At 75.2% G+C, this 14664-nt stretch carries 13 protein-coding genes; 7 read left to right on the top strand and 6 right to left on the bottom strand.

What is annotated here, in order from left to right; genetic code table 11:
- Positions 1-11 precede the first annotated feature (11 nt).
- The 6 genes from ACZ6KF_RS11645 to ACZ6KF_RS11670 are packed head-to-tail and all read right to left on the bottom strand — an operon-like array spanning position 12 to position 6143.
- The gene (locus ACZ6KF_RS11645; protein WP_356633675.1) at positions 12-1031 is read right to left on the bottom strand and encodes an LLM class F420-dependent oxidoreductase; all 1020 of its coding nucleotides are present in this window, start codon (positions 1029-1031) and stop codon (positions 12-14) included.
- Entirely contained in the window at positions 1028-2734 is a 1707-nt protein-coding gene (locus ACZ6KF_RS11650) for an ABC transporter substrate-binding protein (protein ID WP_469238308.1), read from the bottom strand. Before ACZ6KF_RS11650 ends, ACZ6KF_RS11645 begins: the two co-directional genes overlap by 4 nt.
- Positions 2731-3531 (bottom strand): ABC transporter ATP-binding protein, encoded by an 801-nt coding sequence (locus ACZ6KF_RS11655; RefSeq protein WP_469238310.1) that lies wholly within the window; start codon positions 3529-3531, stop codon positions 2731-2733. The genes ACZ6KF_RS11650 and ACZ6KF_RS11655 overlap by 4 nt, the downstream gene beginning before the upstream one ends.
- Positions 3521-4342 carry an ABC transporter ATP-binding protein gene (locus tag ACZ6KF_RS11660; protein ID WP_469157698.1) on the bottom strand — a complete coding sequence of 274 codons (822 nt, stop codon included), beginning with the start codon at positions 4340-4342 and terminating at the stop codon, positions 3521-3523. The genes ACZ6KF_RS11655 and ACZ6KF_RS11660 overlap by 11 nt, the downstream gene beginning before the upstream one ends.
- Positions 4339-5196, bottom strand: coding sequence for an ABC transporter permease (locus ACZ6KF_RS11665; RefSeq protein WP_469157697.1), 858 nt, complete (start codon positions 5194-5196; stop codon positions 4339-4341). The genes ACZ6KF_RS11660 and ACZ6KF_RS11665 overlap by 4 nt, the downstream gene beginning before the upstream one ends.
- Positions 5193-6143 (bottom strand): ABC transporter permease, encoded by a 951-nt coding sequence (locus ACZ6KF_RS11670; protein WP_356633665.1) that lies wholly within the window; start codon positions 6141-6143, stop codon positions 5193-5195. The genes ACZ6KF_RS11665 and ACZ6KF_RS11670 overlap by 4 nt, the downstream gene beginning before the upstream one ends.
- 621 nt (positions 6144-6764) lie before the next feature.
- Between ACZ6KF_RS11670 and ACZ6KF_RS11675 the strand changes: the two genes are divergently transcribed.
- The 7 genes from ACZ6KF_RS11675 (at position 6765) to ACZ6KF_RS11705 (ending at position 14656) form a co-directional block, all read left to right on the top strand.
- On the top strand, positions 6765-7631 hold the full coding sequence (locus ACZ6KF_RS11675) for a response regulator transcription factor (RefSeq protein ID WP_469238312.1): 867 nt from the start codon (positions 6765-6767) through the stop codon (positions 7629-7631).
- A 318-nt stretch (positions 7632-7949) separates the two neighbouring features.
- Positions 7950-8789 (top strand): hypothetical protein, encoded by an 840-nt coding sequence (locus ACZ6KF_RS11680; protein WP_356628130.1) that lies wholly within the window; start codon positions 7950-7952, stop codon positions 8787-8789.
- Positions 8789-10621: an asparagine synthase (glutamine-hydrolyzing) gene (asnB, locus tag ACZ6KF_RS11685; protein WP_469238315.1), complete on the top strand. Its 1833-nt coding sequence runs from the start codon at positions 8789-8791 to the stop codon at positions 10619-10621. The genes ACZ6KF_RS11680 and asnB overlap by 1 nt, the downstream gene beginning before the upstream one ends.
- Complete coding sequence (locus ACZ6KF_RS11690) at positions 10618-11292, top strand: flavin reductase family protein (RefSeq protein ID WP_356628128.1); 675 nt, start codon at positions 10618-10620, stop codon at positions 11290-11292. Before asnB ends, ACZ6KF_RS11690 begins: the two co-directional genes overlap by 4 nt.
- Positions 11289-12827: a 4-hydroxyphenylacetate 3-hydroxylase family protein gene (locus ACZ6KF_RS11695; RefSeq protein ID WP_356628127.1), complete on the top strand. Its 1539-nt coding sequence runs from the start codon at positions 11289-11291 to the stop codon at positions 12825-12827. The genes ACZ6KF_RS11690 and ACZ6KF_RS11695 overlap by 4 nt, the downstream gene beginning before the upstream one ends.
- Positions 12824-13681 carry a class I SAM-dependent methyltransferase gene (locus ACZ6KF_RS11700; protein ID WP_469174824.1) on the top strand — a complete coding sequence of 286 codons (858 nt, stop codon included), beginning with the start codon at positions 12824-12826 and terminating at the stop codon, positions 13679-13681. Before ACZ6KF_RS11695 ends, ACZ6KF_RS11700 begins: the two co-directional genes overlap by 4 nt.
- Positions 13682-13780: 99 nt before the next feature.
- On the top strand, positions 13781-14656 hold the full coding sequence (locus ACZ6KF_RS11705; protein ID WP_356628125.1) for a helix-turn-helix domain-containing protein: 876 nt from the start codon (positions 13781-13783) through the stop codon (positions 14654-14656).
- Positions 14657-14664 lie beyond the last annotated feature (8 nt).

Here is a 14664-nt window from a genome sequence, read left to right on the forward strand (position 1 = left end):
CGGTACGGGGGTCAGCGGGCGGCGGCCGGACCGAGCCGGGCCAGGGTGTCCAGCAGCCTGGCCCGGCTGACGAACACCTCCGGCGGCAGGGACACGTACAGCTGGATCGTGGTCACGCCCGGACGGTGGTAGCGCAGGATGCGCTCCCGGCACTCCTCGGGCGAGCCGCTGATGAACAGCCCGTCCACGACCTCGTCGGGCAGTGCCTTCTGCGCTCCCTCGATGTCGCCCTCGGCCCAGCGGGCGTGCGATTCGGCCAGCAGGTCGCCGTTGCCCAGCCACTCGTGGAACTTGCGGTACGGCTCGCGGTTGAGGATCCAGGCGAGGAAGGGCCGGGTGGCCCGGTGGGCGTAGTCGGTGTCCTCGGTGGGGCACACGAACACCTTCACGACCAGCTCCTTGCCCGGCGGCTGCGGCCCGACCGCGTCGAGGACCTTCGGCACGTCCTCGGGGAACAGCAGGTTGGTGATGGCGCCGTCGCCCTCGCGGAACCCCAGCCGCAGCATGCCCGGCCGCAGCGCGCCCAGGATCACCTTGACCGGGTCGGCCGGCGGGTGCGGCAGCCGGTAGCCGGTGATGGAGAAGGTGTCGAAGTCGCCCGCGATGTGCTCGCCGCGCAGCGCGCGGGTGACGAACCGCAGCACGTCCCGGGTCCGCTTGAACGGTTCGTCGAACGGGATGCCGTTGATGTCCGTCACATGCGCGGGCACCGAGGCGCCGATGCCCAGCAGCAGTCGCCCGGGGGCGAGTTGGGCGAGCGTGGCGGCGGTCTGCGCGAGGACGGCGGGGCCGCGGGTGTGCACCGGGACGATGCCGGTGGCGATGCGCAGGCTCGGCGACCAGGCGGCGACGGTCGCCAGCGGGGTGAAGGCGTCGGTGCCGCCGCCCTCGGCGCTCCACACGTCCGTGTAGCCGAGGTCCGGCAGGCGCTCCACCAGGAAGCGGTGGCGGTCGATGGTCAGTCCGGGCAGCGGCAGGGTGACGCCCCACTTGGGCGGCAGACCGGCGGCGGGCGCGGGGGAGAGGGTCATGGGGTCACCCAAACGGTAGTGAGGTCGATGAACCAGGACTGCGGCTGCACGAGGCCGCGCACCTTCGGCGAAAGCGCCCTGGGATTGAGGTCGTTGACGACGAACAGCCAGGGCGCGTCCGCCGTGACCAGCTTCAGTGCCTCCCGGTAGGCGGCCTCGCGTTCCGTCCGGTCGGTGCTCGCGCCCGCCGTCGCGAGCAGCTCGTCGACCTTCGGGTTGCCGTAGTGCCCGGTCCAGAACGGGCTGTCGGAGCCGATGAACAGCGGCAGCAGCGCCTCGGACTGGAACAGCGTCGTGGACTGCGCGATGGCCTGCGAGCCGCGGGCCACCTCACCCTCGGCCTCCGCGCTGATCAGCGTCGACCAGTCGGTGGTGCGGATCTCGGCCTTGATGCCGACGGCGGCGAGGTCGCGCTGCACGGCCTCGGCGATCGGCACCGGCACGAGGTTGCCGGATCCGCCCGTGGGCACGGTGACCGAGGTGCTGAAGCCGTCCGGGTAGCCGGCCTCGGCGAGCAGCTTCCGGGCCTTGGCCGGGTCGTGGCCGTAGGCGTCGTTCGCCGGGTCGTGGGCGAACGTGCCGTGCGGAGCGGCCTGCCGGGCGGGGCGCGCGGTGCCGTGGAGCAGCTCCTCGGCGATGGCCTCGCGGTCGACGGCGTAGTTGGCGGCCCGGCGCACCCGGGGGTCGCTCCAGGGCTCGGCGGACGTGTCGAGGATCCAGTACCACAGGTGGTCGTAGCTGTTGGTGACGACCTCGGCGCCGTCGGCCTTCAGGCTCGGGATGTCGTCCGGGTTGGGGTACTCGATCCAGTTCACCGAACCGGAGCGCAGGGCTGCGGTGCGCGCGGCGGCGTCCGGCAGGGCCTTCACGACGAGCCGGTCCAGCCTGGGCGCGCCGCGCCAGTGGTCGTCGAAGCGGGCGAGTTCGATCTGTTCGCCGGGCGTCTGCCGGACGAAGCGGAACGGCCCGGTGCCGACGGGGTGTTCGGAGAACTTCGCGGTCCCGGTCTTGCGCACGGCGGCGGGGCTGGCGATGAGGACGTGGGCGAGGTCCTGCGGGAAGTGGCCGTTGGGCTTCTCGGTGACCAGCCGCACGCGGTCCTCGGCGAGCTTGGTGTACGCGGTGATGCCGCCCGCGTACTCGCCCGCCGCCGCGCCGAGGGCGTCCGTGTAGTACGGGCTCTTCTCGTCGAGGTAGCGGTCGAGGTTGAACAGCACCGCGTCGGCGTCGAAGGCGGTGCCGTCGTGGAACTTCACGCCCTTGCGCAGGGTGAACGTCCAGGTCCTGTCGTCCTCGGCGACCTTCCAGGAGGTGGCGAGGGCGCCGGTGATCTCGGCGGGGCCGTCGGCGCGGGACAGGTCGTAGCGGGTGAGGCCTTCGTACAGCTGGAAGCCGACCAGCCGCTTGCCCTCGTATCCGGCGCCGCCGATGACGGTGTCGGGGTTGGGGAGCTTGCCCGTCGCGCCGATGACGAGGGTGCCGCCGCGCTTGCCGCCGCCCGCGGAGTCGTCGGCGGCCGTGCCGTCGCCGCAGCCGGCCGCGGCGAGCGGCAGCAGCAGCGCGGCGGCGAGGCCGGCGGCCCGCAGGCGCAGGCCCCGCCGCGCCGGGCGCGTCGTGCCCCGCAACTGCGGATCCTGTCTGTGCGGGCGGTGGTGGGACGGTTGCTGATGGTGCGTCATGGAGTCCTCGTCGGGGTGGTTCACGGAGCGGACGGTTCGCCGACCGGAGTCGGCGTGAGGGGCGCTGGGGCGCCGGCGTCGGCGGCGAGCAGGGCGCGGGTGTAGGGGTGGGAGGGCGCGGCCCACAGGGCGGCCGTCGTGCCCTGCTCGACGATCCGGCCCTCGCGCAGGACGACGGCCCGGTGGGCGAGACGCCGTACGACGGCCAGATCGTGGGAGATGAACAGACAGGCCAGGCCCAGGCGTTCTTGGAGCTCGCCGAGCAGGTCCAGGATCTGGGCCTGGACGGTGGTGTCCAGGGCGGAGGTCGGCTCGTCGCAGACGATCAGGTCGGGGCCGGTGGCGAGGGCGCGGGCGATGGCGACGCGCTGCACCTGACCGCCGGACAGTTCGCGCGGGTAGCGGCGGGCCAGTTCGGGCCGCAGCCCCACCTTGCGGAAGAGGTCGGCGACGATCTCCGGGCGTTCGCGGCGGGGCGTGCCGTGCACGCGCAGGGTGAAGGCGACCGCCTCGCCGGCGCGCAGCGCGGGGTTGAGGGACCCCCGCGGCTGCTGCGGCACGAACTGCAGCCGCGCCCGCACGCGCCGTCCGGTGGCGCCGCCCAGCCGGTACGGGTCGTGGCCGTCGAAGCGGACGGCGCCGGAGTCGGGGGCGAGCAGGCCGAGCGCGAGGCGGGCCAGCGTCGACTTGCCGGACCCGGACTCGCCGACCAGGCCGACCGTCTCCCCGGCCGCGACGTGCAGGCAGACGTCGTCCAGGGCGAGCCGTTCGCGCCGGTAGCGCTTGGACACGCGGTCGAGGCGGAGCAGGTCACCGGTCATCGCGGGCTCCAGGCTGTGCGGCCACCAGCGCGGCGGCGTAAGGGTGTCGCGGCGCGCCGAGCAGCTGCTCCACGGGGCCGGTCTCCACGATCCGTCCCTCGCGCATGACCGCCACCCGGTGGCCGGCCCGGCGGGCGACGCCGATGTCGTGGGTGACCATGAGCAGGGCGATGCCGCGTTCGGCGACCAGGTGCGTGAACAGGTCCACGACGCGGGCCCGCACCAGGGCGTCCAGCGCGGTCGTGGGCTCGTCCGCGATCAGCAGGCCGGGCCCGCAGGCGAGGGCCAGGGCGATCACGGCGCGCTGGCGCAGCCCTCCGGACAGTTCGTGCGGGTGGGCGCGGGCGACCCGCTCCGGGTCGGCGACGCCGGCCTCCTCCAGCGAGCGCAGCGCCAGCGGGCGTGCGGCGCGCCGGCCGTCGGCGATGCGGTGGCGCAGCAGCACCTCGGTCAGCTGCGACCCGATCCGGCGCAGCGGGTCGAGGCCGGCGTCGGGGTCCTGGGGGACGTAGCCGACGCGGCGTCCGCGGACGTCGGACAGGGCGCGTTCGCCGAGGCCGAGCAGGTCGGTGCCGGAGAGCCGGACGGCGCCACGGACGCGGGCGCCGCGTCCGGGCAGCCCCAGGACGGTGCGGGCCAGGGTGGACTTGCCGCTGCCCGACTCGCCGAGCAGCACCAGGGCCTCGCCGGGCCGCACGGTCAGGCTCACCCCGTCGACGGCGCGCACCTCGCCGCCGTCCCCGGTGTGGGTGACGGTGAGGTTCTCGACCTCGAGCCGCTCGGGCGCGGCGGCCGGTGCGGGGGCGCTCATCGGCCCGCCTCCACGGGGAGGGTCCGGCCGGCGCCGGTGCCGCGGCGCAGGGCGTCGCCGAGGGAGTTGAAGACGACGGAGACGACGAGGATGGTGACGGCGGGCAGGACGGCGACCTCCGGGTGGGTCAGCAGGCCCGGCCGCAGCTCGTCGAGCATCGCGCCCCATTCGGCGGCCGGCGGGGGCACGCCCAGGCCGAGGAAGGACAGCCCGGCCGCGTACACGATGGCCAGCCCCACCAGGGATGACGAGTAGACGAGCAGGACCGGCGCGACGACCGGCGCCACCTGGCGCAGGGCGACGGCGAGGGGCCCGGCCCCGGCGACGCGCGCGGCCTCCAGGTACTCGGCGGTGCGGATGCGCCGCACCTCGGCGAAGGCCACGCGGGTCACCGCCGGGGTGAGGACGACGGACAGGGAGACGGCGGTGGCGAACAGGCCGGGGCGCAGCACGGTCGCGACGGTGATCGCGAGGAGCACGCCGGGGAAGGCGTAGAGCACGTCGAGCGTGCGCAGCAGGGCGTGCTCGGTGAATCGGCCGCCGAGCCCCGCCGCGATGCCGAGCAGGGCGCCGGCGACGGTGGCGACGGCCACCGGGAGGATGCCGCCCAGCAGCGAGGGTCCGGCGGCGACGAGCAGCCGGCTCAGCACGTCCCGGCCCTGGGTGTCGGTGCCCAGCGGATGGCCGGGGCTGCCCGGCGGCAGCAGCCGCTCCCGCAGGCTCCCGGCGTCGGGGTCGTGCGGTGCGAGCAGCGGACCGGCCACGGCCACGAGCAGCAGCAGGGCCGCGAGGGCCGCCGGGACGAGCAGCCCGGGACGGGGAAGGCGAGCGAAGGGGGACCGGGAGGACGTCACAGCGCACCCCGCAGCCGGGGGTCGACGAGGGCGTGCGCGGTGTCGACGAGGATGTTGACGCCGACGAAGGCGACGGCGACCAGCAGCACTCCGGCCTGGATGAGCGGCAGGTCGCGGGCGGTGAGGGCGTCGTAGAGCAGCCTCCCCACCCCCGGCCAGGCGAACAGGGTCTCCACGAACACGACCCCCTCCAGCAGATAGGCCAGTTGGAGTCCGCCGATCGTCAGCAGGGCCGGGGAGGCGTTGTGCACGCAGTGCCGCAGCACGGCCGGGCGGCGCAGGCCCCGGGCACGCAGCCCGTCGGCGAGGTCGGAGCGCAGTACGGCCCCGAGGGCTGCGCCGAAGACGCGGGCGGTCAGCCCGAGGGGGACCAGCGCGGCGGCGACGGCGGGGAGCACGAGATGGTGCAGCCGGTCGGCCGTACCGCCCCCGGCGAACACGTCCTGCGTGCCGCCGGCCGGGAACCAGCGCAGCCCCACGGCGAAGACGGCGATGAACAGCAGCGCCACCGAGTACTGCGGCGCGGAGACGGCCAGCGTGCTCAGCGTGCGCGACAACCGGGCACCGGCACCGTCGGGCCGGGCGGCGCCCAGCGCGCCCAGCAGCGTGCCCCCGGTCAGCACCAGCAGGAAGGCGGCGCCGGTGAGGACGAGGGTGTGCCCGAGCGCCGGCAACAGCAGCTCGCCCACCGGACGTTGCGCCGAGATGGACACGCCGAGGTCGCCCTGGAGCGCGTGCCGCAGCCAGTGCCCGTAGCGCACGGGCAGCGGCTCGCCGAGGCCGAGTCGTTCCGTGAGCCGTTCCCTGGCCTCGGCGGGCGCGCCCGGGCCGAGCAGGGTGGCCACGGGGTCGCCGGGGACGAGGGCGACGGCGGCGAAGACGACGACGGTGACGCCCAGGAGCGTGGGCACGGCGAGCAGCAGCCGCCGGGCCAGATACCGCCTCATCCGTCGGTCTCCCGGTGCGCGGCGCCGGTCCGGCCGGCGGGCGTACGTGGGTGGGCGGTCATGCGACAGGTCCTTCCTGGGGCGGTGCGACGCAGGTCGGCACGGGTGGGGGAGGGGGGCCGGGGCGGCGGCCGTGACCGAAGCGTGCGGGAACGCAACCGGCGTGAACCAGCCAGGCGTTGATGCTGATACCCGTGGTCACAGGATCGGCGGTACGGAATACCCGCGTCCCGCACACACCCGTGACCCGGACCCGGTTGACCCGTGTCGAGCGGCCGAATTACGCTGCCCGCATGGCTTATCGGCGAACCGACTTCACCCTGGTCGGTATCGGCGGCTCGTGGCACCGCAGGACGTTCGACGAGTTCTGTCGTCCGACGGCCGGGCGCTGATCCGACGGCACGTCCCGTCCGCGCCCCCTTCCCGGAACCGGCCCGACCGGCCGCCCCTCCCTTCCCGTTCCGGCCTCTCCCCGGCCCGCGGCAGGAGACGCAGGGGCCGCCCCCGGGCACGCGCCCGCCGCCGGGGCCCACCCCGGCCCCGCCATCGCCGAGGGGAACCCCACGTGAAGCCGTACCACCGCACCAGACCCGACTCCCTCACCACTCGGGGGAGTTCACGGTGACGACGCTGACCACCGCCGCCCGCGCGGGCGACCCGCGCATCGTCCGCGCGGAGATAGACAACCCGCTCGACATGATCGCCGGCCACCAGTTGCTGCGCGATCCCGGGGACCGGCCACCGGGGCACCTGCCCCACTCCCGCCGCGAAACGGCCGCCCCCTGCGACTGCGGACACCCCGCCTGCACCGGACCGGCGGCCCACGCCCGCCCGCCCGTCGTCCGCGTCTTCCTCGCCGAGCGACACCCCGTGGCGAGCGCCGGCCTGCGCAGCGTCCTGAACGCCGACCCCGGCATCGCCGTCGTCGGCTCCAGCGGCGACCCGCTCCGGCTGCAGGAGGCGTTGCGGCGCGTGCGGCCCGACGTGGTCCTCCTCGGCAACGGCGGGACGCTCGCGGAGGACCTGGCCCTGATGGCCCGCCTCCGCTCTCCGGACGTCGCGCCCGAGGCGCGCGTGCTGCTGCTGCGCCGGGCGCAGAGCACCGCCGAGGCCAGCCGGATGCTGCTGGCCGGCGCGAGCGGCTGCCTCGCCCTCGACCAGCCGGAGGAGCGGATCATCCGCGCGGTCGGCATCGCGGGCCTCGGCGGCTCGGTGTTCCTGCCCGCGCCGCCCCCGGCTCGCGTCCAGCCGGCCGGACTGGCGCGGGACGCGGCCGAACCGCCGCCCCAGCAGTGCGGGCTCACCGACCGGGAGCGCCAGGTGCTCGCCCAGCTGGCACGCGGCCTCAGCAACGCCGAGATAGGGCGGGAACTCGCCCTGGCCGAGGCGACGGTGAAGAAGCACCTCACCAACGCCATGCGCAAGACCGGCCAGTCCGACCGGCTGCGCGCCGCGCTGTACGCGCACCGCCACGGCCTGGCGGGCTGAACCGGCGTACGGCCTCGCCACAGGCGCGCACCCCTGCACAGGCGCCCCCATGCGGGGTCCTTCGCCCGGAGGCGCACTCGCGCCGGCGCCGAGCGCGCACCCCTCACCCGGAGGCGCACTCGCTCCACGCGGAGCGAGTGCGCCTCCCGTCGTTCGCGCACCACCCAGCGAGGGCGACCTTCGGAGCAGTCGGGGGGAGCCGATGGTCGCCGAGAGCACCGCCTTTCGGGGCTTCTGACGGGTCGTCCGGTTTCGTAGCGTTGCCGATCACCAGGACCCGACCGACCGGTCCGCTCCCCACCGCTAAGGAGATCCGAGATGAGCGATGCGCCCGCAGGAGGCATCGCACGCGGCGGCTCCGACGGAGTACCGGCGTCCGCCGCGGACGACGGCGCCCACTCCCGGCACACCGGCCGGCCCGTCACCGCCGTACTGGGCGACCCGTCCGAGCCCGGCCCGTCCACGGCGCCCGCCGACCCGCTGCGCAACACCTACCGGTCGATGCCGGAGGCCGAACGCTCGGCCCTGTGGCGTCAGCGGCTGCACGAGGCGGAGTCCGGGCTGACCCGGCTCCTGGCCGGCCGGCACAACCCCACCCACCTGGCCGACTGGTTCGCGCTCCAGTCCGAGATCTTCGCCGACCTGCCCGACCGCACGACCGGCGGCTCCGCGGACTGGCAGCGCGTCTTCTTCCGCGGCCAGGCGCTCATGGAGCGCTTCCTCGTCTCCCGCTACGGCGAACAGGCCCTCAACGCCTGGGCCCGCGCCATCGCCGAGGTCCACCGCGACGTCGAGCCCGACCACGGACGCGGCGCCGCCGACCCCGTCCACCGCATCGCCCGCCAGGCCGAACTGTACGGATCCGACTACGAGTTCGACGACGCGATCGACACCGGTGGCGCCACCCGGGCGGCCGTGACCATCACCCACTGCGCGATCTGGGACTACCGCGAGAAGGCCCGCCGCTCCGGCGTGCGGCTCACCCTCGCCTCGCCGTGCGCGTACTGCACCAAGGCGCTGTCGGCGAACATCCGCGCCAAGGGCTACGAGCCCGCCCACGACCTGCGCACCGGCCCCACCGGACACGGCTGCCGCTGGGAGGCCACGGCCCCGCCGGCCGAGGGCGCGACCCCCTCCGACACCCCCGAGGAGCAGTGATGTGCGGCGTCACCGGATGGATCGACTGGGAGACCGACCTGACCACGCGCGGCGACACCGTCCGCGCCATGACCGGGACCCTGGCCTGCCGCGGACCGGACGCCGCCGGCACCTGGCTGTCCCGGCACGCCGCGCTCGGCCACCGCCGGCTGTCCGTCATCGACCTCGACGGAGGCGCCCAGCCGCTGGGCGCCGGCGCCGGGGCGGCCGACACCGTCCTCACCTACAACGGCGAGCTGTACAACCACCGGGAATTGCGCCGGGAACTGGAAGCCCTCGGCCACTCCTTCCGCACCCGCTCCGACACCGAAGTGGTGCTCCGGGCCCACCTCCAGTGGGGCGCCGACGCGCCCCGCCGCTTCAACGGCATCTTCGCCTACGCCCTGTGGGACGCCGGAGCCGAGGAACTGCTGCTGGTCCGCGACCACCTGGGCGTCAAGCCGCTGTACTGGCACGCCCACGCCACCGGCGTCCTGTTCGGCTCCGAACCCAAGGCCGTCCTCGCCAACCCCCTGTTCCGCGCCGAGCTGGACGCCGAGGGCATCGCCGAGCTGTTCGCCCTGCCCGCCGCGCCCACCGCCGGTCACGGCCTCTTCCGCGGGCTGCGCGAGGTGCGCCCCGGCCACCTGGTCCGGGTACGGCGCACCGCCACCACCGAGTCGCGGTACTGGCAGCTCGTCTCCCGCCCGCACACCGACGACCCGGCCACCACCCGCCGCACGGTGCGCGCCCTGCTCGCCGACGCCGTCGAACGCCAGCTCATGAGCGACGTGCCGCTGTGCACGCTGCTGTCGGGCGGCGTCGACTCCAGCGCCATCACCGCGCTGGCCGCGCTCGCCCGGGAACGGGCCGGGCAGGGCAAGGTCGCCAGCTTCTCCGTCGACTTCCCCGGCAGCGCCGACCGCGCGCCCGACGACTGGCGCACCGGCGCCGACGCGCCCTACGTCCGGGCCGCGGCCGAGCACATCGGCACCCTGCACACCTCCGTCGTCATCCCCGACGACGACCTCCTCCAGGCCCGGGAGGCCGTCCTGCGCGCCCGGGACCGGCCCGGCTGGGGCGAGATGGACGCCTCGCTGCACCTGCTCTTCCGCGAGGTGCGCCGCCGCTCCACGGTCGCCCTGTCCGGGGAGGCCGCCGACGAGGTCTTCGGCGGCTACCCCTACTTCCACGACCCGGCCGCCCGCGACGCGGCCACCTTCCCCTGGCTGCACGGCCGCACCACCCCCGCCGCGCTGCTGCGCCCGGAGGTGCGCGCCGAGGTCCGGCCCGAGGAGTACACCGCCGAGCAGTACCGGGCCGCCCTCGCGCAGACCCCCGAACTGCCCGGCGAGACGGCGGCGGAGCGCCGGGCCCGGCAGCTGTTCCAGCTGGCGCTGACGCGCTGGCTGCCGCCGCTGCTGGAACGCGTCGACCGGATCAGCATGTCGGTCGGCCTGGAGGTGAGGGTGCCGTTCACCGACCCCCGCCTCGTCGAGTACGTGTGGAACGTGCCCTGGTCCCTCAAGGCGCCGGGCGGCCGTCCCAAGGGCCTGCTGCGCGACGCCGTGCGCGACCTGCTGCCGGCCGAGGTGACCGACCGGCCCAAGAGCGGCTACCCGTCGACGCCGGCCGTGCGGTACACGGAGGTCCTCACCGACCGCGCCCACGACCTCCTCGCCGATCCGGCGGCCCCCGTCTTCGACCTGGTCGACCGGGACGCCGTACGCCGCGCCCTGGCCGAGGGCCGCCCCCTGCCCAGCCCCCGCACCGCCCCCAACCCGGTCGGCGGCCTGGACCACCTGGTCCAGGTGGACGAGTGGCTGCGCACCTACCGAGTGAGTCTGCGATGACCGCCCCGCACCCCGCCCGGAAGGCCGGGCCCGACACGACGCCCCGCACCACACAGCCGCCGGGCGCCCGCGGCGACGTGGAGCCACCGGCGGACGCTCCCGCGCTTCCCGCCCATCGCCACCCCGGCAGGCCCTCGCCGGCCACCGCGCGCCACGCCGACGCCGCCGCACAGATCTTCCGGGACGCCGCCCGCTGCTGGACCACCGGCGTCGCCCTGCTCACCGCCCGGCACGGCGAGGAGGTCTTCGCCAAGACGGTCTCCTCCCTGTGCACCCTCTCCCTCGACCCCCTCCTGATCAGCGTGGCCGTGAGCGTCCGCAGTCCGCTGGCCGGCGCCGTGCGGGCCAGCGGCCGCTACGCCGTGAGCGTGCTGGCCGGCCACCAGGAGCCGCTCGCCCGGCACTTCGCCGCCCCCGGCACCGGCCGGGCCCTGGGCCTGTTCACGGCCGCGCCCATGCGCACCGCGGCAACCGGGGCGCCCGTGCTGGAGGACTGTCTGGCCTGGTTCGACTGCCGGCTGCACACCGTGCTGCCCGGCGGGGACCACGCCGTCCTGGTCGGCCGCGTCGCCGCCGCCGACGCGGCCCCCGGCGAACCCCTCGTCTACCACCACGGCGAGTACCACGCCCTCGCCCACCCGCCCATACCCTCCACGGGAGCCCGTACATGACCCTCCTGGACACCTCCGCCGCCACCGGCAAGGGGCTGTTGAGCGGCGAGCGCTACCGCGCCGAACTCGACGACGGCCGCGAGCTGTACCTCAACGGCGAACGCGTCGCCAACCCCGCCGAGCATCCCGCCTTCCGCCCCGCGGTCGACGCCCTCGCGGACCTCCTGGACCTCCAGCACGACCCGGACCACCGGGAGTTGCTCACCTACGAGGACCCGCTCAGCGGCCGGCGCCTCGCCCGCGCCTACCAGCCGCCGCGCACCCTGGAGGAGCTGCGGCTGCAGCGCCGCAGCGCGGAGTTCTGGCACGCGGCGTCCTTCGGCCAGCACGGCCGCTCGCCCGCCTTCATGGCCTCCATCGCCGTCGGCGTCCACGACTTCCGCAACCGCCTGGAGGCCGCCCGGCCCGGCTTCGGCGCCAACGCCGACGCCTGGTACCGGCACTGCGCCGCCAACGACCTCGTCCTCTCGCACGCCCTCGGCGACCCCCAGATCGACCGCTCCGCCAACCCGGTCGACGACCCCGACCTCGCCCTGCGCGTGCTGGAGGAGAACGACCGGGGGATCGTCGTACGCGGCGCCAAACAGCTCACCACCCTCGCGCCCCTCGCGCACGAGGTGCTCGTCTACCTGTCGGCCTCCTTCACCCAGCAGCGCGGAGAGCAGTTCGTCGTCTGGTTCGCGCTGCCGCTGAACACCCCCGGCCTGGTCACCCTGTGCCGGGAGCCGCTGGGCGCCGAACCCTGGGGGCACGCGCACCCGTTGGGCGCCCGCTACGACGAGCAGGACGCCATGCTCTTCTTCGACGACGTCCTCGTCCCCTGGGACCGGGTCTTCCTGCTGCGCGACGCCGCCCTCGCCCGCACCGGACTCGCCCGCATCAACGCCTGGTCCGCCTACATCGGGCACGTCCGCTACCGGGAACGCCTGCGCACCCTGCTGGCCACCGCCACCCTCGTCGCCGAGAGCATCGGCGTCGACGGCTTCCGCAACATCCAGGAGGACCTCGGCAGACTGGCGTCGTACGCCGAACTGACGGAGATCTTCCTCGACGCCGCCGAGGCCCGCGCCACCGTCACCGACGGCGGCCTCCTCGCCCCCGGCGACACCGCCGCCAGCCGGGTCTGGGCCGCCGAGGTCGCCGACACCGCCGTCGACGTGGTCCGCCGCATCGGAGCCTCGGGACTGCTGATGCAGCCCACCGAGAACGACCTCGCCCACCCCCGGCTGCGCCCCTTCCTCGACCGCTACATGCGCGGGCGGGGCATCGACGCCGAGCGCAAGTCCCGGCTGCTGCGCCTGGCCTGGGAGCTGACCGGCGACGGCTTCGGCCAGCGCCAGCACCTGTACGAACTCGTCCACCGCGGCGACCTCGCCCGCAACCGCATCAACCTCTTCAAACGGTACGACCAGAGCGAGGTGCGCCGCCGGCTGGAGCAGTTCATCGCCACGCCGCACGCGGCCGTCCCGCACCCCGACACCCCGCAGCCCACGACCGCGCCCGCCCCCGCATCCGCACAGGAGACCCGCCCGTGACCCAGTCCGACACCGAGGCCCAGGCCCGCACCCTCGGCGGCTACGACGACGCCAGCCGCCTGCGTCAGGTCCACGACCGCGACTGGGTCCTCGACCGGGTGACCGGCGACCCCGCCGTCCTGATCGACCTCGGCAGCGGCATCGGCCAGCTGCTGGAGGCGGCCCTGGACCGCCATCCCTCGCTGCGGCTTGCCGTCGGCCTCGAACGCTCCGAGCACCGCATCGCCGAGGCGACCGAACGGCTGCGCCCCCACGGCTCCCGCGTCGCCCTGCACCGGGCGGACCTCACCGCCCCCGCCCCGCTGCCGCACCGCGCCGACGTGGTGACCATGACGTCGGTGCTGCACTGGCTCTACCCCGTGGAGCACCGCGTCCTGGCCTGGACCCGCGACCACCTGGCCACCGGCGGCGCCTTCTTCCTGACGACGTATCACCCGGCGCGCGACGCCCACGGATTCGGCGGCGAGGACGACATCGTGCGCGACGCCCTCGCCGAACTCGGCGTCGCGCGGGAGGCGGTGCCTGCCCTGCTCCAGGAGTACGGCGTCCTGCCCATCGCCACCCGCACCCGCCCGCAGGCCGAACTCGCCTACCTCCTCCAGGAGTTCTTCGTCATCGAGGACCAGTGGGAACGGGACGCGGTGGTCACCGTGCGGGACGCCGCCCAGTACGAGCACTTCCACGCGGCCACCTTCGGCGACTACTACGCCGCCGTCCTGGACCCCGGACAGCGCGCCGAGTTCTTCCGCGCCGTGGGCCGCGCCGCCTGGGCCCGCCAGCAGGAGCACGGCCGCGTCAGCTCCATGCCCGTGCGCCTGTGGAAGCTCACGCCCCGTACCGGACGCACCGCCTAGGGTGAGTCACGGGCGGGCCCGGACGTCCTCCGTCCGGGCCCGCCCCCAGGGGTGCCCCGTACCCCTCGCCCTCCGCCCCTCCCGCAAGGAGCCGTCGCCATGCCGACCCCCGCCCCGGGCCCCAGCCAGGAACTGGGCGCCTTCCTGCGAGCCCACCGCGAGCTGCTCAAACCCGCCGACGTGGGCCTGACGACCACCGCCCGCCGGCGCACGCCCGGCCTGCGCCGCGAGGAGGTCGCCTCCCTGTCGGGCGTCGGACTGGCCTGGTACACCTGGCTGGAGCAGGGCCGCGTCACCGCCTCACGGCAGGTGCTGACCTCCGTCGCCAGGGCGCTGCGGCTCGACGCGGCGGGACTGCGCCACGCGATGCGCCTGGCCGGCTACCACGAACCGGCAGCCCCCGACGCCGAGCCCGGGGGCCTCGCGGCCGCCGTCCGGCCCGTCCTCGACTCCTGGCCGGCCAGCCCCGCCGTACTGCTGGACCGCCACTTCGACCTGCTCGCCTGGAACGCCGCCTGGAGCGCCCTGTGGGGCAGCCCGGAGTCCGTGCCCGCCGACCGCCGCAACCTGATGTGGCTCATGGTCGCCGACCCGCGGCTGCGCACCGTCCTGCGCGACTGGGAACCCCTGGCGATGAACATCTTCCAGCACTTCCGCGCCCAGGCCGGTCCCGCGCTCGCCGACCCGCGCACCGGCGAGCTGTACGACCGCCTGGACGAGGACGCGCCCGAGCTGCGGCACTGGTGGAGCTGCCACTCGGTGGCGGAACTGACGGCCCGGTCGGTGACGGTGCAGCCCCCGGGAGCGGCGCCGATGGCGCTGTCGCTGTCGTCGTTCCACCCGGTGGACGACCCGTCCGCGCTCATCCTGCTGTTCACGCCGATGACCGAGCGGGACCGGGTCCGCATGACGGCGCTGTGCGAGCGCCCGCTGCGCTCGCTGGACGGCGACACGGACGAGCGGCGGGCGGGCTGAACGCCCGT

This window comes from Streptomyces sp. NPDC046379, from assembly GCF_055587785.1.